The sequence below is a fragment of the Halorhabdus sp. BNX81 genome, from assembly GCF_029229925.1.
Taxonomy (GTDB): Archaea; Halobacteriota; Halobacteria; order Halobacteriales; family Haloarculaceae; genus Halorhabdus.
In genome coordinates this window covers 2,526,950-2,550,616 of the sequence record NZ_CP107254.1, presented here as the reverse complement: position 1 = coordinate 2,550,616, position 23,667 = coordinate 2,526,950, and the positions used below count along the sequence as shown (strand labels likewise).

The following is a 23,667-nucleotide window of genomic DNA, read 5'->3' as shown; positions in this document are numbered from 1 at the left end:
CCTCGACGTGGCGTTCTTCGGTCTCTTTGCTATTCACGATGCTTCATCGACTGGCTACATTTTGACCTGCTCATCTCGAGCGCTCGATACAGGTAGCGGACTGAGTTGTCTGTGGATCCCGTCAATCCATCGTCACGTGTTGACAATCCGCTTCCATTCGGATTCCAGGCGAGCCGTCGGTCCCGTTCTCGACCCATAGCTCGATGCCCGCGCGATTCGGGTCATCGCAGGGCAACTCGGGTTGTTCAAAGCCGGGCCAGTCACGTTCGAACCGGGTTCCGTCGACGGACACGGTGACTGTCTCGGGGTCGGTCGATGCCTCGAACGGGGCGTCCTCGTCGGCTTCGTTGGCATCCGAGAGACGGTAGTCTTTCGCGAAGAGTACGTCCCCACTCCCGTTTTTGACCGTCACGCTGACGTCGTGGCTCTCCTCGCGTTCACCCAGATAGACGGTCACCCAGTGAGCAGGAGTCGAAGAGGATCCCTGCGTTATACAGCCACCGACGATGGCAAGCGCCGCACTCGAACTACCCAGGAAGGCTCGTCGAGTAATGGAGGGCATCAGACTGATGCAGAGAAGGGATTTAGGTAATAGTTACTATGAATGCTATATAGGTATGTATACGTCCCAGCGTCGTCGGTTACTGATCCCGTGAACCCACCCGCCGTTACGTTGTTTGACATCCCCAATCGACGTTACAGCCCCCAGAAGAGGGCGATGCCGAGCGTCGTGACGACGGCGAAGATCGCCTGGAGCGGTGCACCGGCCTTGACGTAGTCCATGAACTCGTAGCCGCCGGGCCCGTAGACGAAGAGATTGGTTTGGTAGCCGATGGGTGTCATGAACGCCGTCGAGGCGGCGAAGGTCACAGACAGCACGAACGAGAAGGGATTGGCTCCGAGCGCGACGGCCGCCTCGACGGCGACGGGGATCATCAACACCACGCTCGCGTTGTTCGAGATGACGTTCGTCAGCAGCGCCGTCACGACGTAGATCAGCCCGAGGACGACGATCGGTGGGAGCGAGGGGGCAACGGCGACGATCCCGTCAGCGAGCAGTGCCGCGCCGCCGGTGACCTCCAGGGCGATCCCGAGGGGAATGACGCCGGCGAGCAGGAAAATGACGTCCCACTCGACGGCGTCGTACATCTCGGCGGGTTTCAGACAGCCGGTGAGGACCATCCCGAGCGCGCCAGCCAGCGCCGCCACGGCGATGTTGATCGGGGTCAGTGCCGCCAGGCCGACGACGGCGGCGACGATCCCGATGGCGACGGGGATCCGCGACTCGCGGTAGTCGGGTCGGTCGACCTCCTGAGCGACGATGAAGTTGCGGTTGTTGTTGAGACGGTCGATGCTGTCGGTCGCCCCCTGGACGAGCAGGGTGTCGCCGACCCGGAGTCGCGTTCGATCCATCCGGTCGCGGATGACGGCCCCGCCGCGGCGCAGGGCGAGCACGGTCGTGTCGTAGCGTTGCCGGAAGTTCGCGCTCGCGAGCGTCTCGCCGACCAGGAACGATCCGGGGGCAACGACGACCTCGACCAGGTTGTGGCCTTCCTCGGGGGCCTCCAATTCGGTGTCAGTGACGGCCACGTCGCCCAGCAGGTCGAACCCGTCGACGTCCATGAGCTCCACGAGGGTGTCCCGATCGGTCCGGAGCGCGAAGACGTCGCCGGCCTGGATCACCTTCTGGCCCAGTGGCTCCAGAAAGACCGCGTCCTCCCGGATCAACTGGACGACGTCGACATCGAAGTCCGTGCCCTCGAGGGCCTCACCGACGCGCTGGCCGACGACCGGCGAATCATCGCGGACGACGACCTCGGTCAGGTATTCGGCCATGTCGTACTCGCTGGTGAGGTCCTCGGCGGGTTTGATCCGGGCTGGGACGAGTTGTCGCCCGATCGTCATGAGATACACCAGCCCGACGGCCATCATGATCACGCCGAGGTGGGTAAACTCGAACATCGAGAAGGCGTGAAGCTCCGGAATGCCGAGATCGCGGCCCAGCCGGGCCGAGAGGTCGCTGGCGAGGATGTTCGTCGAGGTGCCGATCAGCGTGAGCGTCCCGCCGAACATCGAGGCATACGACAGCGGCAGGAGCAGTTTCGAGGGGGAAGTCTTGCCCTTCTCGGCGAGATCAGTCACCATCGGCAGGAGGATGGCGACCGCGGCGGTGTTGTTGATGAACCCCGAGATCGGGCTGACGATCCCAACGGTCGCGCCCAACTGGCGGGTCTCGTCCTCGCCGGTGAACGCTCCGACTTTCCGGCCGAGGATCTGGATCACGCCGGTCCGCCGGACGCCGGCGCTCAGGATGAACATCGCCAGGACGGTGATCGTCGCGACGCTGGCGAATCCTGAGAGCCCGCGCTCGACGGCCGTCACCTCGCTGCCCGGCGCGCGCAGGACGTAGACGGCCGACTCGAGGACGCCCCACTCGACCAGCATCGTCGAGACCGGCTCGACGACCAGCAGTGCGATCATGATCCCGATGGCGGTGACGTCGACCGGGACGGCCTCCGTGGCGAACAGTACCAGTGCCGCGAGGATGATCGCGAAGACGATCACCATCCCGGGGTCCAGCCCACCTAGCACGTCCGTCACACAGTCGCCTGTGGACAAAAAGCCACCTCTGTCCCACCTGCCTTCGACCAGACACTGCTCGCCATCCGGTCGTCTCCATCGCCAGCACGCCGCCGGGAATCGTGTTCGCAATCAGGAACTTTATGTCGATGTGGCGAGGCGACACACGCATGGCAGTCCCCGACACCGCAGAGACGGTCCGGGCGGTCATCGACGAGATCCGCTCGGCGGTCATCGCCGACCCGACGGTCCTCGAAGAGGTCACCGCCGCCATTCTCGCCCGCGGCCACGTCCTCCTCGAAGACGTCCCCGGGACGGGAAAGACACTGACCGCACGCTCCTTCGCGACGGCGCTGGGCCTGGAGTTTTCCCGGATCCAGTTCACGCCGGACCTGATGCCCGCCGACATCACCGGGTCGTACATCTTCGAAGAGGGGGCCGAGGAGTTCCACTTCACCCCCGGCCCGGTGTTCGCGAACGTCGTCCTCGCCGACGAGATCAACCGCGCGCCGCCGAAGACCCAGTCGGCGCTGCTGGAGGCGATGGCGGAAGGCCAGGTCACGGTCGACGGCGAGACCCACGCCCTCCCGGAGCCCTTCGTCGTCATCGCGACCCAGAACCCCGTCGAACAGGAGGGGACCTTCGAACTCCCCGAGGCCCAGCGCGATCGCTTCATGATCAAGACCTCGCTGGGCTACCCCGACGCCGATGGAACCCGCGAGTTGATCGACCGCCGCGCGGATCGCGACCACCCGGACCCGACGGTCGATCGTGTCGTGGATCGGACGGCTGTCCTCGACTTCCAGGAGGAAGCCGAGACGATCACCGTCGAGGATCCGGTTCGGGACTACATCGCCGACCTCTGTCGGGCGACCCGCGAGGACGGCCGCGTCGAGGTCGGCGTCTCCCCGCGCGGCGTCCAGCGGCTGTTCGAGGCCGCTCGCGCCCGGGCCGTCCTCGACGGCCGCGAGTTCGTCGTCCCCGACGACGTCAGCCGGATCGCCCGCCCCGTGCTCGCCCATCGGCTCGTCTTGACCCCGGAGGCCAGTGTCGAAGGCGTGTCCCGACGGTCCATCGTCGAGTCGGTCCTCGGGACGGTCTCGGTGCCGGCGATGGACGAGCCCGCAGCCGAACAGTAGCCGGCGTTCGAGTAGCGCCGTTCCTCAGCCGAACAGGAGCCAGCTGCCGACCAGTACTGCGCCCAGCCCGAGGACGACGGCCAGCATCGCCGGGGCCGAGAGAACGGGTGCGAACAGCGCCGCGGCGACGAACCCGAGGGCCGCGACTACGAACCCCGCGACGGCGATCGCTCCACTCCAGCCAACGCGGACGAACTGCGGGAGGGGCCTGGCCCCGTCGCGACCGACTTCCCAGCCGAGGATTCGACCGTACTTGCCGACGTCCGTGACGAACGCGGCCGTGGCGAACAGGGTCAGCGCCGCGGTCGCTTCGAGTGCGGCCGCCACGCTGAACCCGCGTTCGAGTTCGACGCCCGCACCGGTCACGAGCCCGCCGATCCCCAGCGCGATCGCGACGGCGATCGTCGCCGCGGCTGAGAGCGCCGCGCCCCTCGCGTCGTCGGTGCGTTCGACACCGTAGGCCCACGCGAAGCTGCCGCCGACACCCAGGACCAGGGCAGTACCCACCAGAACGGAGAGCATCTCCCCCGTCGCGACGCCGAACGAGACTGCGAGGGCGACGAAGCCGCCGACGCCGAGGAGCGCGCCCGCGAGCATCGGCACGGCGAGGTTCGGCTGCGTGCTCGCCCGCGACCACATCTCCCTGACGACCGCTCCGACGGCCGCGAGCGCGGTCCCGGTCGCGATCGTGACGGCGAGGGGCACGCGAACGACGGCGCTCCCGGCGAGGGTCCCAACGACGTCAGCCATCCCCGGGACGTACCGACTCACGGACGCCCCGCCGGCGAGGACTACCGTGGCGATTGCGAGTGCGACGACGGCCCCTCTCCTGATCGTCCGATACCGCCCGAGTGTCTCCGGGCGAGTGAGCGCGGCGGGCGGGATCGCGAACGCACTCGCCGCGACTGCGAGTGCGGCGAGGACGATCGAAACTCTGAGACCGAGGCTGCCCGTCCCGCCGAGCCACACCAGCTCCGACACCGCCGCCCCGACGCCGCCGGCCGTCTCGACGGCGAGTACCACCGCCGCCCAGACCGTCGCGGCGACCGCGCCGTACATCGCTGCCACTCCCCCGCGTCCGACTGATTGTGGCGTGAGTCCGTCGACGGTGAGCAGCCCGACCCCAGCGCCGATCACGATCGCGACCAGGGCCAGGACACCGGCCATCGGGTCCGCCCCCGTCACGCCGATGCCGACCAGTCCGACACTACCCCCGGCGATCGCGACGTACAGGCCTGTCGTAAGCCCGATCCGCCAGTACGAGCGCGTGAGTCCGGCCATTCCGACGACCAGCCCGATGCCGAGCACTGCCCCTGGAATCGCGAGGGGGGCGTGGATCCCAAGCGATAGCACGCCGGCGATCGCGGCGATAACGACCGCCGCGGTGATCGGCTCCGGTATCCGGGGATCCAGGGTGGCTGTCGTGTGCTCACCGTCCCGATCGTGTCGTGCCGTCATCGTGTTCTCACCCCACTGATCGCGTTCTGCAGGACGACTCCGAGCGGTCGCGTCCGGTCCCAGTCGACGACGCGGGCCCCCGCAGACCGGGCACGGGCGAGTCGGGTTCGGCGGACGACCGCCTCGAACCGGCGCTCGAGACTGTCGTCGTCGACCGGGTCCGGCGAGACGACGCGAACGGTGTATCCCCGGGTTCGGAGGCGCTCGACCAGTTCGACCGGCCTGTCGTCGACGAACGACGAGAACAGGTAGAGCTGTGCTTCACCGGGCAGCGAGGGTTCGATCTCCCCGAACGGGTCCGTGGAGACGCCGAAGTGCCAGAAGCGACTGTTGGTGAGACGCTCGCTCGCTCGTGCCGACTCGAGCAACGTCGCGGCGGCTTCCCGGGTCCCCGAGTCGGTTCCCGGCGGGACGGCGGCGTGGTCGTCGTCGCCGACCGCGACGACCCCGGTCGGGTGGCCAGCCTCGACGAGCGTCTCGACGGTTCGCTCTGCGGCGTCGGTCGACAGTTCGGCGGCGGCAAGTCGGTCCCTGGACGCCCCGCGGAACTGGTTGCGCCGTGCGTCGACGAGACAGACGATCCGGGTCGCCCGCTCGGCGCGATACTCGACGGTCGTCAACTCTCGCCGCCGGGCGTAGCGACGCCAGTCGATCGAGCCCACGGCGTCGCCCGGCTCGTAGTCCCGCACGGCGTAGAACTCGACGCCGCTGCCCCCGTCGTCGGTCGGCACCGTGCCGGCGAAGTCGTTGGCCCCATCACGCAGCGGCACCGACTCGATGGGCGGCTCACAACTGAGTGCGTCCGCCCCGGTCGCCGCGACGTCCCAGGTCTCGACGACGGTCCCGGTGAGGTCCCGCGTCCGTGCGGTCACCGGGTCGAAGGTGTGCTCGCCGCGCTGGAGTTCCAGGTCGTACTCGAGGGTCACGGCCTCGCCGGCGTCGAGACTCACGCAGGCCCGGGGGGTCCCCTCGATGACCGGGAGTTCCGTCGGGACGCCGTCGACGACCCGGATGTCGACGATCGGTTCCGAACCGGCGTTCTCGACGGTCGTCCGGACGGCGACGACGTCGCCCGGATCGCCAGCGAGCGGCTCGTCGCTGCTCGCCGTCGAGTCACTGTCTCCGGCGGAACCGTCGACGGCGACCTCCCGAGTGGCCCGAACCGTCGCGTCCTCCTCGGTGCCGACAACGCTCGCGGCGGCGTACCAGAGCGGCACCGTCGCGGCGACGAGCAGGAACGGACTTCCGGCGACGAACCCGATCCCGGCGACGAGTAGCGTCGCCGCGAACGCCGACTCGGAGCGCCCGACCCGATCGACCGTGCGCCCGGTCATCGCGCCCCCTCCTGAACGGCTGCATTCGTGCGGTCTGTGCCGCTCTCCGCCGTGGTCCCCGCCGTCTCGGCGGCCCGCTCTGGGCCGGACGCTGTCTCCGTCTGCTCGGCGGAGGGATCCGCGTCGGACGCTGTCTCCGCCGTCTCGCCGGGCGTCGTCGCGCCGATCGCCTCGATCGCCGCGAGCGTGCGTCGAACCCGGCGGGTGTAAGCTGCGCCCGGGTCGATCGCGCCGCGGAGTCGTTCGGCGAGGGGCGGCGAAACTGTCGGCGAGAGAAACGCGGCCGCGACAGGGTCGTCGGTCCACTCGCCCGTCCGGATCGCGTCCCGAGCGGCTTCCCGTCCGAGGCCGTTGTTCGCGACCAGCGTCCGGATCGCCCCGTCGTGCAATCGGCCCCGGACGTCCGTTTCGGCCTCGTCGCGTTGACAGCGATACCGGTCGGTCGCCGCCTGCTCGATCGGATTCCCGGCGGAGACGTCTCGAACCGACCGAATGCTGCCACGTTCCGGCGGCTCACCGTCGACCAGCGGGTCGGGTCGGGTTTCCTCAGTCACTGCTCCTTTCAGCCCCCACCAGGCCGTCACCAGCACGATGGCCGTCCCGATCAGCGGCAACAACACTGCCAGGCCGTGTAATACGCCCAGCAGCGTGCCCGAGACGGCGACGAAACTCCCGACGAGTAGCGTCAGGACGGCCGCGGTCCCACCGACGAGGACGACGCCGACGCCGACGCGCTCCGGGTTCTCGAGACGGAAGCGACCTACTGTGTCGATCAGTGACTTGAGAGCGCTCATTCTCCGCTCACCCCTGTCGAGCCGTCCTCCGCTCCCGGTGGGTCCTCCTCGTCGTCCTCGAAGGTGATCAGGTCGCCAGCCGCCGCCCGAGCGCTGGCGACGCGATCGGGTGAGGGCTCTCGCCCGCCGTACTCGACCTCACGCACGATCGCGAGGAGTCGCCGGACGCTGTCTGCGGGGAACCCGTCTCTGATGGCCCGGCGAGCGACCGTCCCGGGCGTTACCGTCTCGCGGCGACTCAGGTCGAGCCGGTCGACGAACCCGTGCCAGGCCGCCCGAATCTCCTCTCTCGGGGTGAGCGAGACGGCGGGCTCGTCCGTGTCTGTGGGCTCTTCGACGACGTCGTCGGCTTCCTCGCTCTCGTCGCCGTTGAGCCACTCGACGAGCCGATTGGGGCCCAAACGCGATGTGCTGGAGCCGTTCGGCGAGCCGCTGACGGCGTCTCGAAGCGAGCCGAACGACGGCAGTGACACCGCGATCCCACCCAGCGACGGCATCGAGATCGCGGTTCCGATGGCGGGCAAGCGCCATCCACCGAGTCCGGACAACGACGGACGGCCGATCGACGCGACGGACTTCGGCCAGTCGGCGAGCGAACGGCGCAGGCGACCGATCGCGCCGGAGAGCCCTTCGAGGACGCCGGCGAGCCCGACGAAGACGGCGACGACGCCTTTGGCACGGCGTCGCTGCCGGAGCGCGGCGAGTTTGAGGTACGTCAGGACGCCGCCGATGACGAGTCCGGGGACGATCACGACCACGGCAGCGAGTCGGAAGTACAGGTTGCCGACCGTCGTCGTCGCCGATTCCGTCCCGACTGTCGCCCTCACGGTCGCCGAATCGTCGACCGGCAACCAGACCATCGCTCTGCCGTCGCCCCCAGTCGTGGCGACTGACTCACCGCTGATCTCGACGCGTGCGTCACTGACAGGTGCGCCGTCGGCCGAGACGACGACGTGTGCGGGGAATCCGGGGAACAGCATGGGTGTGGCGAAAGAGACTGTCGGCTCGGGGACGTCTACGACCCGCTCGGCGGTGACTGGCCCCCGTTCGACGCCGATCTCGACTGGCCCTGCCGAGGGCGGCAACGGGACCGTCGCGTCTCCCTCGCTGTCCGTCGAGGCGGCCTTCTCGCCGTCGACCGTCACGACCGCGCCGGGGACTGGCTCCGTCTCGACGCTGGCGGTGACCGACAGCGTCCCGTTCGGCGCGGCCGCGGACTGCTCGTAAATCGTCGCGTTCGTCTCGATGTCGACCGTCCGACTCGTCTCCTCGCCCTGGATCCCGATCGTCATCTCCTCGGCATAGGGGACGCGGACGTCGAGGTTTCCGAGATCGGTGTCGCCGACTACGTCGCCGTCGACGGTGATCGTTTTCGTCTCGAAGGGGTCGTCGGTATCGGTCCCGACTGTCAGCCGGGTCCCCGGGACGGGTGAGCCGTCGATCCTGATCAATCGATCCTCGTCCTCGTCGTCGCTCGGCTGTTCGTCAGTACTGGTATCGGCTGCCTGCTGGGCGGGATCGGTCGCGTTCCGATCGCCCGAATCCCACTGCCCGGCGACGACGTCCCCGCCGTCGGTCCCGGGCGGGTCGAGCCGCGGATCGGCAGCCGGGAGCGCACTCGCGACGACGATCAGGCAGACGACGGCTCCCAGCGCGAACAGCGCGCGGCGGGCGTCCGTCATCGCTTTCCCTCCCGTTCGGCCGTTCCACCATCTCGTTCGGCCGCCGCGGCCAGTTGCTGCAACCGGCGGATCCGTTCGCCGACCGGCGGGTGGGTGTGTCCCGTTGCGCCGCTGCGTTGCTCACCCGCCGTTTCGACCCCCGGCGTTTCGCCGTCGAGCCACGCCCGCAAGCGGTCGCGACGCTCGTGGTCGTCCGGCGGTCGGGCAGGGGTCGGGACTGAGCGAACCGCTCGACTGTCGATCAGCGGCGACGGCACGATCGACAGCGCCTGCATCGTGGTCGTCCGCAGGTCCTTCTCGGGCGTGTGGTGACCCGATTCCGTCAGCGAGGAGAGCGCGGTCGCCAGCGCCAGCGGTCGGCCGGTGATGTGGGCAGCCGCGGCGTCGGCGGCGTACTCTCGGGCGTGCGAGAGCGTTCGGGTCGCCCAGTCGGCGACGGTCGGGAAGAGCCAGAGGATCGGCGCGACGAAGACGTACGTCAGCGCGACCAGCGGGAGGAACCAGTAGAGGGCGACCTTCCCACGGACGGAGACGTCACCGGGCGACTGGATCGCCCGGCGTGCGAGTCGCGCCGCCCGATAGGCACGCTCGGCGATCTCCAGAAACAGCGTCGTGACGGTCATCAGCGTCACGTCCCGGTTTCCGACGTGTGCCACCTCGTGGGCAAGGACGGCCGCGAGTTCGTCGGCGTCGAGTCGCTCGATCAATCCGGTGGTCACGACGATCGTCGCGTCGGTGAACCGGCCGACCGTATAACAGCTCGGTTCGTCGTCGTCGACGACCCGGACGCCGGGTTCGGGGATGTCCGCTGTCATCGCCAGCCGGCGGACGATCCCCGCGACAGCATGATCCGCGTCTTCGCGCCCGCGCTGCGTGTGTGCGAGGACGCGCTTGTAGCCGTAGTACAGCTGTGCGCCGAGGAAGCCGGCGACGAGGACGGCGACTGTCTGCCAGGAGACGGGAAGCTGGAGGAGGTCGAAACTCACAGTCCCGTGACGTGCGAAGACGATCGTCCCGGCGACGACCCCAGGCAACAGCACGCCGTAGGCCCAGAGGATCGCAACCACGAACAGGACGTTCAGCCCGACGAGGACCCCGAGGACGGCACAGATCCGTGTTCGGTTTCGCATGGAGGGGATTGTCCGAACCTTGCCCTGTCTCCAGCAAAAGTTTTTATCAATGGTCGTCGGATCGACACTCCGGTTGGGCGAGGATGACGCCGGCCGGGGTCAGAATCCTCGTCGGCGAGTTCGACCTCAGCGACGATGTCGAAGGGGTCTCTTTCCTTGCGGATGCCCTCAGTGCGGGCGCTAACCCAGTGGCGTCAGACCGTAGCCACCACGATACCTCCCGGCCACCACAATATGTTTGTCCTCGGCTGACCAATATTACGACGATGAGCGACCGATTCGACCAGGGCGATGGTCCTCGCCGTCCGACAGATCCCGGACCGGTTGAGCCGGATCGGCTCCGCGAGGTGCTGGCCGACCATCCAGTCCGGGTGGCTGTGCTGTTCGGTTCACAGGTGACTGGTCGGATCGACCCGACCAGTGACGTCGATATCGTCGTCGAATTCGAATCGGCTGTCAAGGAGCGGACGGATGCGTTCCTTTCGCTTCTGACGGACCTTTCGGTCGCGCTGGACCGCAACGACCTCGACCTGGCGCTCGTCTCCGACATCGATCCACGCGTCGGTCGGGCGGCATTCGCCCATGGAACGGTTCTCGTCGGCACTGACGATCGGATCGAACGATTACGGGAACGCTTCGACGAGCGCGCCGACGAACGACGGTCCGAAGAAGCGTTGCGCGAACGCTTCGACAGGACGATCGAGAATATCAACCAGCTCGTCGAGACGGGTGGATGAGGCGTGTCGAATTCACACGACCCGGAACGGTTGGAGACCATCGTCGAAAAGGCCGAATACGTCCAGACGTGTCTCGAGGTTCTCGCTGCGAACCAGTCGGTCTCCCGGGAGTCGTTCCGCGAGCAACCGGAGACCCGTGACGTCGTCGAACGTCGCTTCGAGAAGGCAAGCCAGGCCTGCATCGATATCGGCCGAATGCTGGTCCGTGACATCGACGGGCACTCACCCGGATCGAACGCCGCCACGATGCGGCGACTCGGCGAGGTCGGCGTCCTGTCCAAGGAGACGGCCGAGTCGATGGCGGAAGCTGCCATGTTCCGGAACGTGTTGGCTCACGAGTACGGTGATGTCCTCGATCAGGACATCGTCTACGACGCCCTTCAGGACCTGGGTCGGTATCGAGACTTCCTCGTGGCGGTCTCCGAATATCTCGATGACGTTAACGCTCTTTGAGACCGGCTTTTCGTCCGGTCACAATTCCTCGTCGGCGAACTCGACTTCCGCCACGATGTCGAAAGGGTCCCTCCCCTTGCGAATCCCGTCGAGCAACAGGAACGCCTACACAAAGGTTGATCTCACATTTTGGCCTCACTCGATAGTGTCGAGCTTCTCGGCGATCTCTAAGGAGTTAATTAAATATCTTGAGCTGACGCGCGATGTGACACGATATAGAATGTGTTGTGTCAGATCTGTTTTTAAAAGATACTCACAGATAAACCGTTGGGGATAAGGATAGTTTGTTAAAAATACATTAATTTAAATATCAATTGTCAGGATCAAATGTAACCTGAATCCCTCCAGACATGTTTGTTTGTGGATCAGAGACCTCTACTTCATGGATATAACCCAGCGCACCATATCTATCCTCGCCACCGTCCTCCATATGGCCATACACTTGGTTGCCCCAAACATTGTCGTTGTCTTCAATAAAGTAGTGGGGTTCAATAATATCTCCAGCTACCGTGAATTCGTAATCCATACCGCAAGGGTCACTGCCGGTTACTTTCACGTTACCACCTCCGGCTCCACTGTTTTGCTTGAAAATCACCCCGCGACTAGTCCCCTTCAATGAAACAATTATCGACATCACCGTATCGGGGAAGTGATATTCGTCGCTATCAACTTCCTTTATTGTTCCCGTAGCCCAGTTCTTTAGTTTGTCTTCCCCAGAGGAGTCTGGACCACTAATGTTATCGTCGCTTTCGGTATTGTCACCTTTTTGAATGGGCGGTTTATTATTATGCGGGTCTGCCATCGTAATCTGATAGTCCCATTCGCCGCTATCAGATGTCACTACTACAGTTCCGGAAGTCCAGTCACTTTCAAGTGCCGCCGCTCCGGTTGTAGCTGTCGCTCCTCCCAAAAAGGTTGCTCCGCCCAAACCGATCTTTTTGATGACTTCTCGTCTAGACGTAGTCGCCTTGTTCTTGCCATCCGACATTGCAGATTGGTTAACTCATCCCTGTCTATTAAATTCTTTTATATCATATATAACTGTATGAGTATTCAAATTGAAGGTAAAGACTATATGACGTTAAAATCCAACAATACTTTTCGACCATATCCAGATAATAGACATCAGCCTTCACCCACACTCTAGCTTGCTTCGTCAAATCTCTTCATTTCTAATATGAAGAATGAACCGTGTAAATTACACGATTCGGCCGGTTGTGACCTCCATTGTTCCTTCACGGCTTCGCTTTGCACACGATTAGCGGTTCGGATTTGAGGCTTTTGTTTCGAAGGTTTCGCAGGAGAGTATCGACGTTCGGCATCACAAACCCTCGAAAACTGGCAGTGGCACTGTTGTGAATTCACTCTCACAGCTCCTCGTCGGCGAATTCTACCTCCGCCACGATGTCGAACGGATCCCTCCCCTTGCGAATCCCGTCGAGCAACAGGAACGCCCGGTCGGGCGAGAGGAAGTGCCGCGCCACGGCCCGACCCAGCGGCGTCGGCTCCAGGCCGTCGATGAACTCGTACTCGAGGAGCTTGCCGATGGCGTGCTTCGTGGGCACCTCCCCGAGCATCCGGTCGTTGAGGCGCTTGGCGGCGCTCCCGCCGACGACGACGTTCGCCAGCGTCTCCTCGACGGCCGCGCTCTCGTCGTACAGGCTCCTCACGGGTTCCATCTCGCCTTTCAGCAGCTTGAACGCGACCTCGTCCTCGGTCATCTCCTGGCTGTTGTGATAGACGCCGTCGGGCTCAACCAGCAGATACACCGTGCCCTTGTCGTGGTAATCGGGGCGACCCGCCCGGCCGAGCATCTGGGAGAACTCCTGGACGGTGAGCCACTCGATCCCCATCGCCAGGGAGTCGAAGATGACTTGCGAGGCCGGGAAGTCGACACCCGCTGCCAGCGCTGCCGTTGTCACGACCGCGGACAGTTCCTGATCGGCGAACATGGTCTCGACCTCGCCGCGGCGCTTGTTGTCCAGGCCGGCGTGGTAGGGGGCCGAGGAGTACTCCAAGCGGCGGGAGATCTCGTGACACCGCCGCCGGGAGTTGGTGAAGATGATCGTCTGGCCGCGATACCCCTTCGAGGATTTCGTGTCGAAAGCCCGCTTGACGAGTTTGTTCTCGATGTCGACCTTCTCGTAGTCGTCGGCGAAGGTGACGTGGCGCTCGATCGGAACGGGGCGCTCCTCGAACTCGATGAGTTTTGCCGACAGCGAGTCCGCGAGCGACCCTGGATTCCCCACCGTCGCCGAAAGGTAGATCCACTGGGTGTCGCCCGACTGGGCGCTCGAACTCGATCCGCCCCCGCCGGAGCGGTTCGAGCGGGCCGCCGTCCGCCCGCCTTCCTCACAGTAGTATTTCAGCCGCGAGATGAGGCCGTCGAGGCGATGGCCGCGTTCGCCCTCGCCGAGGGTGTGGACCTCGTCGATGACGACCGTCCCGATGTCACCGAGGTCGTGACCCACTCTGAGGGCGTGGTCGATCCCTTCGTAGGTACCGACGATGATGTCGGCGCTGGGATCGAACCCACCGCCGTCCCCGCGGATTCGGCTCGATCCAACCCGGAGGCTCACGTCGGCGATGTCGCCGTACTCTTCTTGGAAGTCCTGGTACTTCTGGTTTGCCAGCGCCACCAGCGGGACCAGAAACAGCATCTTCCCCTTGCCGTTGAGCACGCGGTCGATGCCGGCCATCTCGCCGATCAGCGTCTTCCCCGTTGCGGTCGCCGAGACCACGAGTTGGTCCTGGCCTTCGAGAACGCCGTTCTCGACGGCGAGGCTCTGGACGGGCAGGAGTTCGTCGAACTGCCCCTCAAGTTTCTGCTGCATGCCGGGGTGCAACGACAGCGAGTCCGTCGGCACTAGGTCGATGTCCTCGACCGTGGCGCTGATCTCGTCGAACTTCGTGAGTTCCGGGTCGAGTTCGCCCGAGAGGAGATTGACGATGCGTTCGAGGTCCTGGACGTCCAATAAGAGTTCTTCAAGTCGATCGCGGGCCGTCCCGGTTACGTCGCCGTGGTAGGCGAGTTCGCGTTCGAGTTCCGTGATCGCACACGACGGGCAGATGTCCTCGCCGTCGGCGTCGATCGCCGTCTCGCTCGTGATCGGCGAGTATTTGCCGGCCGACGCACAGTACCGGCAGGTCCGAACCACCTTCGCCTCGAGCTGGTAAGCGTCGAGTAACTCGCGGACGACGCGGCGACCCCGGGGCGAGGTCTGCTCGGAAACCCGGATCCGACCCGCCCGGCGGGCGAGTTCGACGAACTGGTCGGGGCTGCGGAGGTCCTCCTGGCTCCCTCGCTCGACCCGGAGGCGGGCGGGTCGGGGACCTGCCTCGGTCTCTTTGACCTCCAGGCGACCGCCGAGGACGCGCTCGCCGTCGCGCTGGACGACCACCTGGAAGTCCTCGCCGTCCTCGTGGAGGAACAGCGTATCGACCTGCGTGACCTGCTGGAACACACTCTACGTAGGGCAACGGCGGTACTTGAGTCGCTCGGAGACGCTTTCGGTTATCACACCACGGTCCAGCCTTCGCTGCTCACTGGTACCGCCCGCGGCCCTCGATTTCCCGGAGACGGTCCAGAACGGCCTCACCCCGCCCGCTCGACTCGCGGTAGGCCTCCTCGGCGGCCTCCTGGAGCGTTTCAGCATCGTCAGCGGTTCCAGCCAGCGACTGGGCGAAGACGTGGAGGTCCATCGCGTGATCCTCGGCGTGGCCGGTGTAGTAGCCCAGGCCGAAGTCGATGAGGTGAGTGCGATCTTCTGAAATTCTGACATTTCGCGTCGTCGGATCGCCGTGGACGAACCCCGCGTCGTGGATCGTCGCCAGGTGTCGCCCGACGTCCCGGACCCGATCGAGTGTCAGGGCCTCACGGAGATCCCGCTCGCCCACGCGCTCGAAGACCAGGACACCCTCCTTCGGATCGACGTCGTGGACGACCGGCGTCGGGACGCCGACGCGGCGCGCTTCGCTCGTGAGTCGGGCTTCTTCGCGCGTCCGCTCGGTCCGGAGGCGTTCGTCGAGCGTCGGATGGCGGTAGGTCCGTGGCTGGCGCTCCTTCCTGACGCGGCCGTCCTCGACAGTGACGGTCGCTTCGGCCCCCTGGACGGCATCGTCGTCCTTCGAGCGAGTCCACGACCCGACGGCCTTGTCGGATCGCCAGGTCACGTCAACCTCGTCGGGCCGGAAGTCCGGCCGAACCCGGGAGTCCTCGACGGCGATCGTATCGCCCGCGTCGTACATCTTCGCCCCCAGGACGGCGATCATCCCCGCGTTGTCCCGGAGAAATCTGGGTTCGGGCGCGTAAAAATCAGCCCCGCGCTGGTCGCACATCGCTCCGAGCATCTCCCGGAGGCGATCGTTCTGCCCGACACCCCCGCCGAGGACGAGTTCGTCGGCGTCCGAAAGCGAGAGGGCCCGCTCCGCGACTTCCGTCAACATCGCGAAGATGTTCTCCTGGAGCGAATAGCAGACGTCCTCTACTGGCTCCCCATCGTCAATCGCTTGCTTGGCGGCGCTCATGATTCCCGAAAAGGAGAAGTCCATCCCCTTGACGACGTAGGGCAGGTCGATGTACTCGCCGTCTTTTGCCCGCTTTTCGACCTTCGGCCCGCCGGGATGGGACCACCCGAGGTGACGCGTGAACTTGTCGATGGCGTTGCCGACGCCGGTGTCCATCGTCTCGCCGAGGACGCGATACCGGCCGTTGCGATACCCCAGAATATGGGCGTTCGCGCCGGAGGCGTTCAGACACACCGGCGCGGAAAAGCCCGACCGGTGGCGACCGATCTCCAGGTGGGCGACCATGTGGTTGACGCCGACCAGCGGTACGTCCAGGCGCTGGGCCAGCGCCCGCGCGGCCGTCGCGACGATCCGCAGACAGGGACCGAGGCCCGGCCCCCGGGAGAAGGCGACCGCGTCGACCGGCGATTCGTCGGGGTCTTCGCCCGCGTCGGCGGCCTGCTCGCGGGCGATGTCGAGTGCCCGTTCGACGACCTGCGGGATGGCCTCGCGCATGTGTTCGGCCGCCTCTTGTGGGTGAATCCCGCCGCTGTCGGGTTCGTAGGCGTCCGTCTCGATGGTGACGTCGTCGGCCTCGACGTCGTAGACGGCCGCGCTCGCGGCCCAGGCGGTTCCCTCGATGCCGAGAATTCGGTCCGCGGACGCGACGTCATCAGTTCCAGTCGGTGCCATTCAGTCTATCCGGATTCTGTGGCCGACGGAAAAGACGACTTCGATCCGGTCGGGATTCGTTGTGGGCCCCGGCCTCACTGGGTGACGTATCCGCCGTCGATGACGAGCGATTCGCCCGTGACGAAGGAGGCTTCCTCCGAACACAGCCAGACGGCCGCGTCGCCGATCTCCGGCGGTTCGCCCAGCCGGCCGATCGGCGTGGCGGCGATCGTCTGCTCGATCATCTCCTGGTCGGTGGCCTCGACCATCGGTGTCTCGATAACCCCCGGACAGATGGCGTTGACGCGGACCCCTGCCTCGCTGTACTCGACCGCGGCGGTCTTAGTCAGGCCGATCACGCCGTGTTTGCTTGCGACGTACGGCGTGAGATTCGGGAACCCGACCTGGCCCGCGATCGAGGACATGTTGACGATTGCCCCGCCGCCGTCTTCGAGCATCGCGTCGATCTCGGCCTGCATCCCGAGGAAGACTCCCTTCAAGTTGACGTCGATGACTTGCTCCCAGTTCTCGAGGGGTTGGTCAGCGGTGCCGGCGTTCTCGCCTTCGATCCCGGCGTTGTTGACGGCGAAGTCCAAGCCGCCGTAGGTGTCGACCGTCGTTTCGACCATCGCCTCCACTTCAGCGGGATCGCTGACGTCCACTTCGACGAACGTCGCCTCCCCACCGTCCTCGACGATCTCGGCGACCGTTCCCTCACCGTCCTCGACGTTGACGTCCGCGACGACGACACTCGCTCCTTCGTCGGCGAACCGCCTGGCCGTTGCCGCACCGATACCGGTACTTCCGCCCGTCACGATCGCGACGCCGTCCTGTAGCTCTGACATGCTCTCCGACGAATACTTGGCGGGACACACGCAAAGAACAGTGATCGGTTTCTCACGGTGTGAGAATAGCAGGCACAGCGTCCGCTGGCGGTCAAAAACCCGAGGGGAACAGCTTCTGCATACAAAGAAGTGTCTCGACGGTGAGTTCGGCCGGGTCGTTCAGGCGACGCGCGTCAGTTCCACTCGGTGTAGCTACACCGACCGCAATGCGTGCGGTCGCCGTGGTCGGCGAGGAACGCGTCGCCACACCGCGGGCACAGTTCACGGTCGGTGGTTCCGTCGTCGTTGTAGAGTTCGTGACGCGCCATCTCAGGCCTCCTCTGCCTCGGACTCGCCGTCCTCAGCCACTATCTTGTTGCGTTCGAGCATGTGGTCCTGTTCGACCTCACGCGCGTACTCCGGGTCGTCGTACACCTTCGCGTAGCCGACGGTCTTTCGCATGCCGAAGGTCGTATCGAGTTCGTGCACGACGACTTCTGCGGCGTCCTTGTTGAGCATCGCGGCCAGTGAATCCCGGATAGAGAGCCGCGACGGCGTCGCCTCCTCGTGGGCGACCTCGAATCGGACGTCGGTCCGATGCAACATCGGATTGTCCTCCTCTTCGATGATGTCGATGTCCATGGTTCGTTGTTCATATGTCCCCTACAAGCGTGTATAAGGATTTCGAAGAGGTCGGTACGGCCCCTCGCCCGGGCGAGGGTCACGCTTCGGCGGCAAGTTCGGCGAGCAAATGCGAGAGGTGCAACCGGTCGTCGGTCCCTTCCGCGAGGTCGAGATCGATCTCTCCGGCTACCCGATGCAGCCGTGCCAGCCGATCGCCGGAATATCGCGAGCGACCGACCCGGAGGAGTGCCTCCAGTACCTCGACGCCGCTGTGACCCTCGTCGACGAGCAAGTCGTCGAGCGTCGACCGTGCGTCGGTCACGTCGCCCGCCTCGGCGGCGGAAAGCATCGCCTCGACGGCCTCGTCGGTCCGGACCTCCCCCAGCGCCTCGTAGGCCGCGTTCATCGTGATCTCGCCCGATTTCTCGTAGGTCGTCTGGGCCCCCAGGATCGCCTTCCGAAGGTCGCCGCCGGCGTACCCTGCGACGTATTCCAGCCCCTCGTCGTCGTAGTCGGCGTCCTCGGTCTCGACGATCCGCCGGAGGACGGCCTCGGTCTCGTCGTGGGTCGGCGCGCGGACCGTCACGGGGAAACACCGCGAACGGATCGGCGGGATCAGCGTCGAGGATTGGCGGGTGGCGATGGCGAACTGCGTCGCCTCGTAGTACTGCTCCATGACACGGCGCAGCGCCTGCTGGAAGTCCTCGCGCATCCGCTCGGCGTTGTCCAGCAGGATCGTCTTGTACGACCCCGAAACCGGCGTGTAACTCGCGGCCTCCTTGAGCACGTGATTGATGAGGTCGGCCTTCGAGGACTCCCGGCGGCGTTTGGGCGTGATAAACCGCTCGAATCGGGGGTCCTCGGCGAGTTCTTTCTTGGTCAGATCGAAGAAGTCCGCGACGTTGATCACGACCAGATCGGCCTCGACGTCGGCGTGGGCCTCACGGGCGAACGCCCGGACTGCGGCGGTCTTGCCAGCGCCGGCGGGGCCGTGAACCAGCAGGTTCATCGGATCGTCGAGTGCCCCCCGGAGCTGGTCACGTACTTCGGGCTGTGGCAACTCGTCGATCGTCGGCGCGTGTCGCTCGGTCCACAGCGGCCCGTCCATTAGCGTCCCGTAGGCAACCCCTGGTCAAGTATTCCGCGATCGATCCGGGTGGTTACCGGTCGCCCCTCGCGGCGTCCGCAACGCTCACTCGTAGCGGAGGGCCTCGATCGGATCGACGCGTGCGGCCCGCCAGGCCGGGTACAGCCCGGCAACGACCCCGATCGTGATCCCCATCGCGATGGCGATGACGACCCAGTCGACGGGGATCGTGAACCCGACCTCGGCGTAGGCCGAGCCGGCGTAGCCGACGCCGAGGCCCAGCGGGATGCCGATCACGGCCCCCAGCGAACCCAGCAGGACGGACTCGGCCAGAAACAGCCCGAGGATCTCCCGGTTGGTCGCGCCCATCGACTTCATGATCCCGATCTCCTTCGTGCGCTCGGTCACGCTGACGAGCATGATGTTGGCGATGCCAAAGGCACCGACGATCAGCGCGAGCACGCCGATCCCGGTGATGAGTCGCGTGATGTCCTGCAGGACGGCCTGGATACCACCGACGACGTCTTCCGTGGACTGGACGGTCACCTGGCCGTCCTCGCCCGCGAGCTGTCGGGCGTCGGACTCGGTCTGAATGTAGGCCTCGACCGCGTCACGCACTTCCGAGACACGGCCAGCGTCTGCCACGATCGTCACCTGGGAGTACGCGCGCTGGTCGACGCCGACCGCCGGTGACGCCTGGGTGGTCCGGTAATGGGGATCGACGGGGACGTAAAACTCCGGGCCGGGCGCTGAGAGTTCCGAGAACCCACCGCGTGCCCCGGCCGTGATGCCGACGACTGTGAACGACGTCGTCCCCTCGCGAGCGACCTCGATCCGGTCCCCGACGGTCACATTCGAGTCGAACTGCGCGGCCGCGATCTCGTTGAGCACGATCTCGTTCGTCCCGGACTCGAAGGCCCGTCCTGCGACGATCTCACCGTCGAGGGCGGCGGCGGTGGTCGCCGTCAGACTCCCGGGTGTGACCGTCTGGTTCGCGTAGGTCAGCGACGAGATGGGTACCGATCCTCGTGGGAGCACCGCTCGCGTGCCGTCGATCGCCCGCAACTGTTCGAGGTCGTGCGTCGTGACGACCGGGGTCGTCAGCCCCACGTCGGCCCCGGGCGGCCCACCGCCCGAGAGGAACCCGCCACCGGAGACGATGTAGACCTCACTCGCCGATGTTGATTGGAACTCGCCGACAACGTCGGTCTGGACGCTCGCGCCGAAACTCGCGAACGCGATCACCGTCGCGATGCCGATGACGATCCCGACAACCGTCAGTGCCGACCGGAGCCGATGGCCGGCGATCGCTCGCACTGCCATCCGAACCCCTTCTCGCCAGTCCATTAGTCGTCACCTCCCAGGTGCTCGGTCCGCTCGCGGACGCCGTCTCTGACGTGGATGATCCGGTCGGCGTGTTCGGCGATCCGACGCTCGTGGGTCACCAGCAGAATCGTGTTGCCCCGGTCGTGGGCGTCCGCGAACAGCGACATGATCTCCTCGCCGGTGTCAGTATCGACGTTCCCGGTCGGCTCGTCGGCCAGGAGGAGCGCGGGGTCGGCTGCTAGGGCGCGGGCGATGGCAACTCGCTGGCGTTGGCCGCCGCTGAGTTCCTGTGGCAAGTGATCGAGTCGGTCCCCGAGTCCGACGCGTTCGAGGAGGGTGCGGGCGCGTTCGGCCCGCTCGCGTCGGTCCCATTCGGCGAAGACGAGGGGGAGTGCGACGTTTTCGCTGGCGGTCAGTCGTGGCATCAGGTTGAACGTCTGGAAGATGAACCCGATTTCCGTGCCGCGGAGTCGTGCTCGCCCGCTTTCGGAGAGTTCCGAAACAGCAGTCCCGTTGACGGTGACGGTCCCCGAGGTGGGCGTATCAAGTGCGCCGATGAGATTCAACAGCGTACTCTTCCCGGAGCCGCTGGGTCCCATAACTGCTGTGTACGAGCCGTCCGGCAGCGTCAGATCGACCCCGTCGAGTGCGGTCACTGTCCCGCCAAGAGAGTACTCCTTGCGGACGTCCGCGAGTGACACGACCGACTGGCGGTCCGCCGCTTCGTCCATATCTACATTCACGTTCTGGACACGTTTGAACGTTCTATCCGGTTCCCCTATCGCCCCTGTCCCGCCGTTTAAGTTGCTCAGGCTCCTGTAAACACTCGATGGATTCTACACGTCGGGGTGCGATCCGCCTCGTCGGGTTCGCCGCCCTCGTCGTCGGCGTCCTCGGCATCGCGGCCGCTGCCGGGTTCGTGGTCGCCGACGGTCCGACCGGCGAGGCCGTTCTATCGGATGTCGAGGAACAGTACCGGACGGCCGACTCGGTAGTCGTCGACGCGACAGTAACTGTCAACGGTGAAAACACTACCGGGCAGTTCTCCGTCGAGTCAGTCGCTACGGCCGAGGGACGGATGCGCGTCAACGTCTCTGACGGGGGCGAGTACCTTCTTGCCGGTTACGACGGCAACACGTCGTGGCTATCGAGTTCCGAACTCGCCTCGCCGCTCGTCGTCCGGGGCAGTTCCGCACTTGGCAATGTCTCGTTCAGTCGTTCAAACGGCACTGCCCCGATGGCTGGGCTGGACGCGTTTCTCTCCGAGCCAGACGCCGACCTGACGTGGGACGAGGGCCTCGACAACGAGTCAGTCGAACGGGTCCGCGACGCGGTCAACGAGAGTGACCTCCCAGCTGCATGGAACGAGAGTGCGGTTCAGGACGCGTGGAGTGACACTGAGCTCCCTGCTGAGTGGAACGAGAGTACGGTTTCCGAAGCGTGGAACGAGAGCGAACTCTCTGCGGACTGGAACCAGAGTGCGATTCCTGAGAAGTGGAACGACAGCGAGTTCGCGGTTGGAAACTGGAGCCACGCGTCGATGGACCACAACTGGAGTGCGGAAAATATCTCGCTCGATCCGGCCGAGTGGTCGGTCTCGACGCTCCTCGCTGAGACGAACCTGACCGCCGAACGGATCGAAACGACGACCGTAGACGGCCAAGAAGTCCACGTCGTGGCAGTCTCGACTCCCGAGCGCGATGGGGAACTCACGCTGTGGGTCCGGACCGACGACGCGGCCGTCGTCAAGCAGCAACTGACGACGCCCCAGGGAAGCCTCACTGTCGAAATGGAGACTCGATTCGACGTGTCGCCGGCCGACAGCACGTTCGAGCCACCGATGGCGTCGACCGAACTCGGGAGCGAGATACGCGTCGACTCGCTGGCGGCGCTTCGGGCGAGTGCCAGCGATCCCCTCGCTGTCCCCAGTGAGGACTGGCAGTTCGAACAGGGAAGCGCCCTCGAACGCCCCGTCTCCGTGACCATCGGCGAGTACACCGCCGATGGAACCGCGATCACCGTCCTCCAATCCGACTCGGCTGTCCTCCAGGAGTTCGGTGCTGACGGTCGAAGGAACTTGGCCGGCGATCGGTCCGTAACTCTCTCCGAACTCTCGGGTGCGCAGGCCGACATCCCGGGGCTTGGGGCGGACGAGTTGACTGTCGCCCAGTGGTCCGAGAACGGCCAGACTGTCGTCGTCGCCGGCGATCTCGACGAATCTGCGCTCCTCGAAGTCGTCAAGACCGTCGAGTTCGAATGAGGTCTCTGGCACCACTCCGCTGATGCTGTGGCTACTTCGGATCGAACCCCCGCAATGATGCCCACACCCCGACACTGTTTAGGCTCGCGTCTCGATGGACGGTCATGGATCGAATCGTCTCGCTGGCTCCAAGTGCCACGTCGATTGTCCAGGCCCTCGACGCCGACGATCGGCTGGTCGGGGTTACCGCCCACTGCGAGGTCGCGGACGTCCCTCGCCTCGGCGGCTGGCTGAACCCGGATCTCGACCGGATCGCCGATCTTGACCCCGACCTGGTGCTCACGAACGATCAGCTTCAGGCTGACCTGCGGGATGCGTTGCGCGATGACGGGTTCAGAGTCGCCCACGCGGAACCGGCCACGCTCGATGATGTCCTGTCGAGCTTCCGGACGATCGGCGATGCGATCGGGCTCCCGGAGCGCGGCGAGCGCCTCGAAGAACGGGCCCGCGATCGCATCGACCGGATTCGAAACGTCACACTCGACGGTAAGGACCGACCGGTGGTCTACTGTGAGGAATGGGGCGATCCGCCGATGGCAGCCGGCAACTGGGTGCCCGAGGCCGTCCGCGTCGCGGGCGGTCGCTACCCGTTCGTCGAGCCGGGCGATCGCTCCCGAAAGATCGATCGCCCGGCCGTCGAAGCAGCCGATCCTGATTTCGCGGTCGTCCATCACTGCGGGGCCGGCGAGCCATCGACGCGGGCGCTGGTCGAACGCGAGTGGGACCTCGACGCCGAGGTCTGTGCGATCGACGATTCGTTGCTCAATCAGCCGAGTCCACGGCTCCTCGATGGGATTGAACGGTTAGCATCGATCGTCTCCGCTGTCGATCCCGCTGTAGAAGAACCTTCGATCGCAGCCGGTCAGTGAAGTCACTCGCTGACCTGGTGGTGATTTCCGGGGTTGTGATTCAGTCACGACCTCGCCGATGATAGTTGGATTTCCCCGTGCATGCGATCCACTGCTTTTGGCGGTATCACACTGTTGCACCTTCAGTTGGCTATGGAATTCGAAATGAAATGATTTATATGGGTGGATGTGTCTTACTAGTGTGCTGAGAAA

General features: G+C 65.4%; 21 protein-coding genes. 5 read left to right on the top strand and 16 right to left on the bottom strand.

What is annotated here, in order from left to right:
* Positions 1 to 121 precede the first annotated feature (121 nt).
* Complete coding sequence (locus HBNXHr_RS12880) at positions 122 to 562, bottom strand: hypothetical protein (protein ID WP_275882446.1); 441 nt, start codon at positions 560 to 562, stop codon at positions 122 to 124.
* A 134-nt stretch (positions 563 to 696) separates the two neighbouring features.
* On the bottom strand, positions 697 to 2,568 hold the full coding sequence (locus HBNXHr_RS12875) for an SLC13 family permease (RefSeq protein ID WP_345893727.1): 1,872 nt from the start codon (positions 2,566 to 2,568) through the stop codon (positions 697 to 699).
* A gap of 182 nt (positions 2,569 to 2,750) precedes the next feature.
* Between HBNXHr_RS12875 and HBNXHr_RS12870 the strand changes: the two genes are divergently transcribed.
* Entirely contained in the window at positions 2,751 to 3,719 is a 969-nt protein-coding gene (locus tag HBNXHr_RS12870) for a MoxR family ATPase (RefSeq protein ID WP_275882444.1), read from the top strand.
* A 24-nt stretch (positions 3,720 to 3,743) separates the two neighbouring features.
* On the opposite strand, the gene HBNXHr_RS12865 is transcribed toward HBNXHr_RS12870, so the two are convergent.
* The 5 genes from HBNXHr_RS12865 to HBNXHr_RS12845 are packed head-to-tail and all read right to left on the bottom strand — an operon-like array spanning position 3,744 to position 10,117.
* Positions 3,744 to 5,177: a hypothetical protein gene (locus HBNXHr_RS12865; protein WP_275882443.1), complete on the bottom strand. Its 1,434-nt coding sequence runs from the start codon at positions 5,175 to 5,177 to the stop codon at positions 3,744 to 3,746.
* Complete coding sequence (locus HBNXHr_RS12860; protein ID WP_275882442.1) at positions 5,174 to 6,511, bottom strand: DUF58 domain-containing protein; 1,338 nt, start codon at positions 6,509 to 6,511, stop codon at positions 5,174 to 5,176. Before HBNXHr_RS12860 ends, HBNXHr_RS12865 begins: the two co-directional genes overlap by 4 nt.
* A complete protein-coding gene (locus HBNXHr_RS12855; RefSeq protein ID WP_275882441.1) occupies positions 6,508 to 7,305 on the bottom strand; it encodes a hypothetical protein in 798 nt (265 codons plus the stop codon). The genes HBNXHr_RS12860 and HBNXHr_RS12855 overlap by 4 nt, the downstream gene beginning before the upstream one ends.
* Positions 7,302 to 8,987, bottom strand: coding sequence for a DUF4129 domain-containing protein (locus HBNXHr_RS12850; protein ID WP_275882440.1), 1,686 nt, complete (start codon positions 8,985 to 8,987; stop codon positions 7,302 to 7,304). Before HBNXHr_RS12850 ends, HBNXHr_RS12855 begins: the two co-directional genes overlap by 4 nt.
* Positions 8,984 to 10,117 carry a M48 family metalloprotease gene (locus tag HBNXHr_RS12845; protein WP_275882439.1) on the bottom strand — a complete coding sequence of 378 codons (1,134 nt, stop codon included), beginning with the start codon at positions 10,115 to 10,117 and terminating at the stop codon, positions 8,984 to 8,986. The genes HBNXHr_RS12850 and HBNXHr_RS12845 overlap by 4 nt, the downstream gene beginning before the upstream one ends.
* 266 nt (positions 10,118 to 10,383) lie before the next feature.
* Between HBNXHr_RS12845 and HBNXHr_RS12840 the strand changes: the two genes are divergently transcribed.
* Together HBNXHr_RS12840 and HBNXHr_RS12835 are read left to right on the top strand one after the other, a co-directional pair.
* A complete protein-coding gene (locus tag HBNXHr_RS12840) occupies positions 10,384 to 10,854 on the top strand; it encodes a nucleotidyltransferase domain-containing protein (RefSeq protein ID WP_275882438.1) in 471 nt (156 codons plus the stop codon).
* A gap of 3 nt (positions 10,855 to 10,857) precedes the next feature.
* Complete coding sequence (locus HBNXHr_RS12835; RefSeq protein ID WP_275882437.1) at positions 10,858 to 11,307, top strand: DUF86 domain-containing protein; 450 nt, start codon at positions 10,858 to 10,860, stop codon at positions 11,305 to 11,307.
* Between the two features lie 310 nt (positions 11,308 to 11,617).
* Here the strand turns inward: HBNXHr_RS12835 and HBNXHr_RS12830 are convergent, their stop codons facing one another.
* From HBNXHr_RS12830 to HBNXHr_RS12790, 9 genes are all read right to left on the bottom strand, one after another.
* Positions 11,618 to 12,295, bottom strand: coding sequence for a hypothetical protein (locus tag HBNXHr_RS12830; protein WP_275882436.1), 678 nt, complete (start codon positions 12,293 to 12,295; stop codon positions 11,618 to 11,620).
* Between the two features lie 379 nt (positions 12,296 to 12,674).
* Positions 12,675 to 14,771 carry a DEAD/DEAH box helicase gene (locus tag HBNXHr_RS12825; protein WP_275882435.1) on the bottom strand — a complete coding sequence of 699 codons (2,097 nt, stop codon included), beginning with the start codon at positions 14,769 to 14,771 and terminating at the stop codon, positions 12,675 to 12,677.
* A gap of 79 nt (positions 14,772 to 14,850) precedes the next feature.
* Positions 14,851 to 16,506 carry a bifunctional N(6)-L-threonylcarbamoyladenine synthase/serine/threonine protein kinase gene (locus HBNXHr_RS12820; RefSeq protein WP_275882434.1) on the bottom strand — a complete coding sequence of 552 codons (1,656 nt, stop codon included), beginning with the start codon at positions 16,504 to 16,506 and terminating at the stop codon, positions 14,851 to 14,853.
* Positions 16,507 to 16,580: 74 nt separating this feature from the next.
* On the bottom strand, positions 16,581 to 17,330 hold the full coding sequence (locus HBNXHr_RS12815) for a glucose 1-dehydrogenase (RefSeq protein WP_275737684.1): 750 nt from the start codon (positions 17,328 to 17,330) through the stop codon (positions 16,581 to 16,583).
* 173 nt (positions 17,331 to 17,503) lie between these two features.
* The gene (locus HBNXHr_RS12810) at positions 17,504 to 17,638 is read right to left on the bottom strand and encodes a 30S ribosomal protein S27ae (protein ID WP_275882433.1); all 135 of its coding nucleotides are present in this window, start codon (positions 17,636 to 17,638) and stop codon (positions 17,504 to 17,506) included.
* 1 nt (position 17,639) lies between these two features.
* Positions 17,640 to 17,951 (bottom strand): 30S ribosomal protein S24e, encoded by a 312-nt coding sequence (locus HBNXHr_RS12805; protein ID WP_275737688.1) that lies wholly within the window; start codon positions 17,949 to 17,951, stop codon positions 17,640 to 17,642.
* Positions 17,952 to 18,030: 79 nt separating this feature from the next.
* Positions 18,031 to 19,041, bottom strand: a complete 1,011-nt coding sequence (locus HBNXHr_RS12800) for an AAA family ATPase (RefSeq protein WP_275882432.1) — start codon at positions 19,039 to 19,041, stop codon at positions 18,031 to 18,033.
* Positions 19,042 to 19,125: 84 nt separating this feature from the next.
* A complete protein-coding gene (locus HBNXHr_RS12795) occupies positions 19,126 to 20,367 on the bottom strand; it encodes an ABC transporter permease (RefSeq protein WP_275882431.1) in 1,242 nt (413 codons plus the stop codon).
* Positions 20,367 to 21,077, bottom strand: coding sequence for an ABC transporter ATP-binding protein (locus tag HBNXHr_RS12790; protein WP_275882430.1), 711 nt, complete (start codon positions 21,075 to 21,077; stop codon positions 20,367 to 20,369). The genes HBNXHr_RS12795 and HBNXHr_RS12790 overlap by 1 nt, the downstream gene beginning before the upstream one ends.
* Before the next feature lie 98 nt (positions 21,078 to 21,175).
* On the opposite strand from HBNXHr_RS12790, the gene HBNXHr_RS12785 reads away from it, so the two are divergent.
* Together HBNXHr_RS12785 and HBNXHr_RS12780 are read left to right on the top strand one after the other, a co-directional pair.
* Complete coding sequence (locus tag HBNXHr_RS12785; protein WP_275882429.1) at positions 21,176 to 22,606, top strand: hypothetical protein; 1,431 nt, start codon at positions 21,176 to 21,178, stop codon at positions 22,604 to 22,606.
* A 104-nt stretch (positions 22,607 to 22,710) separates the two neighbouring features.
* Entirely contained in the window at positions 22,711 to 23,475 is a 765-nt protein-coding gene (locus tag HBNXHr_RS12780; protein ID WP_275882428.1) for a helical backbone metal receptor, read from the top strand.
* Positions 23,476 to 23,667: the final 192 nt, after the last annotated feature.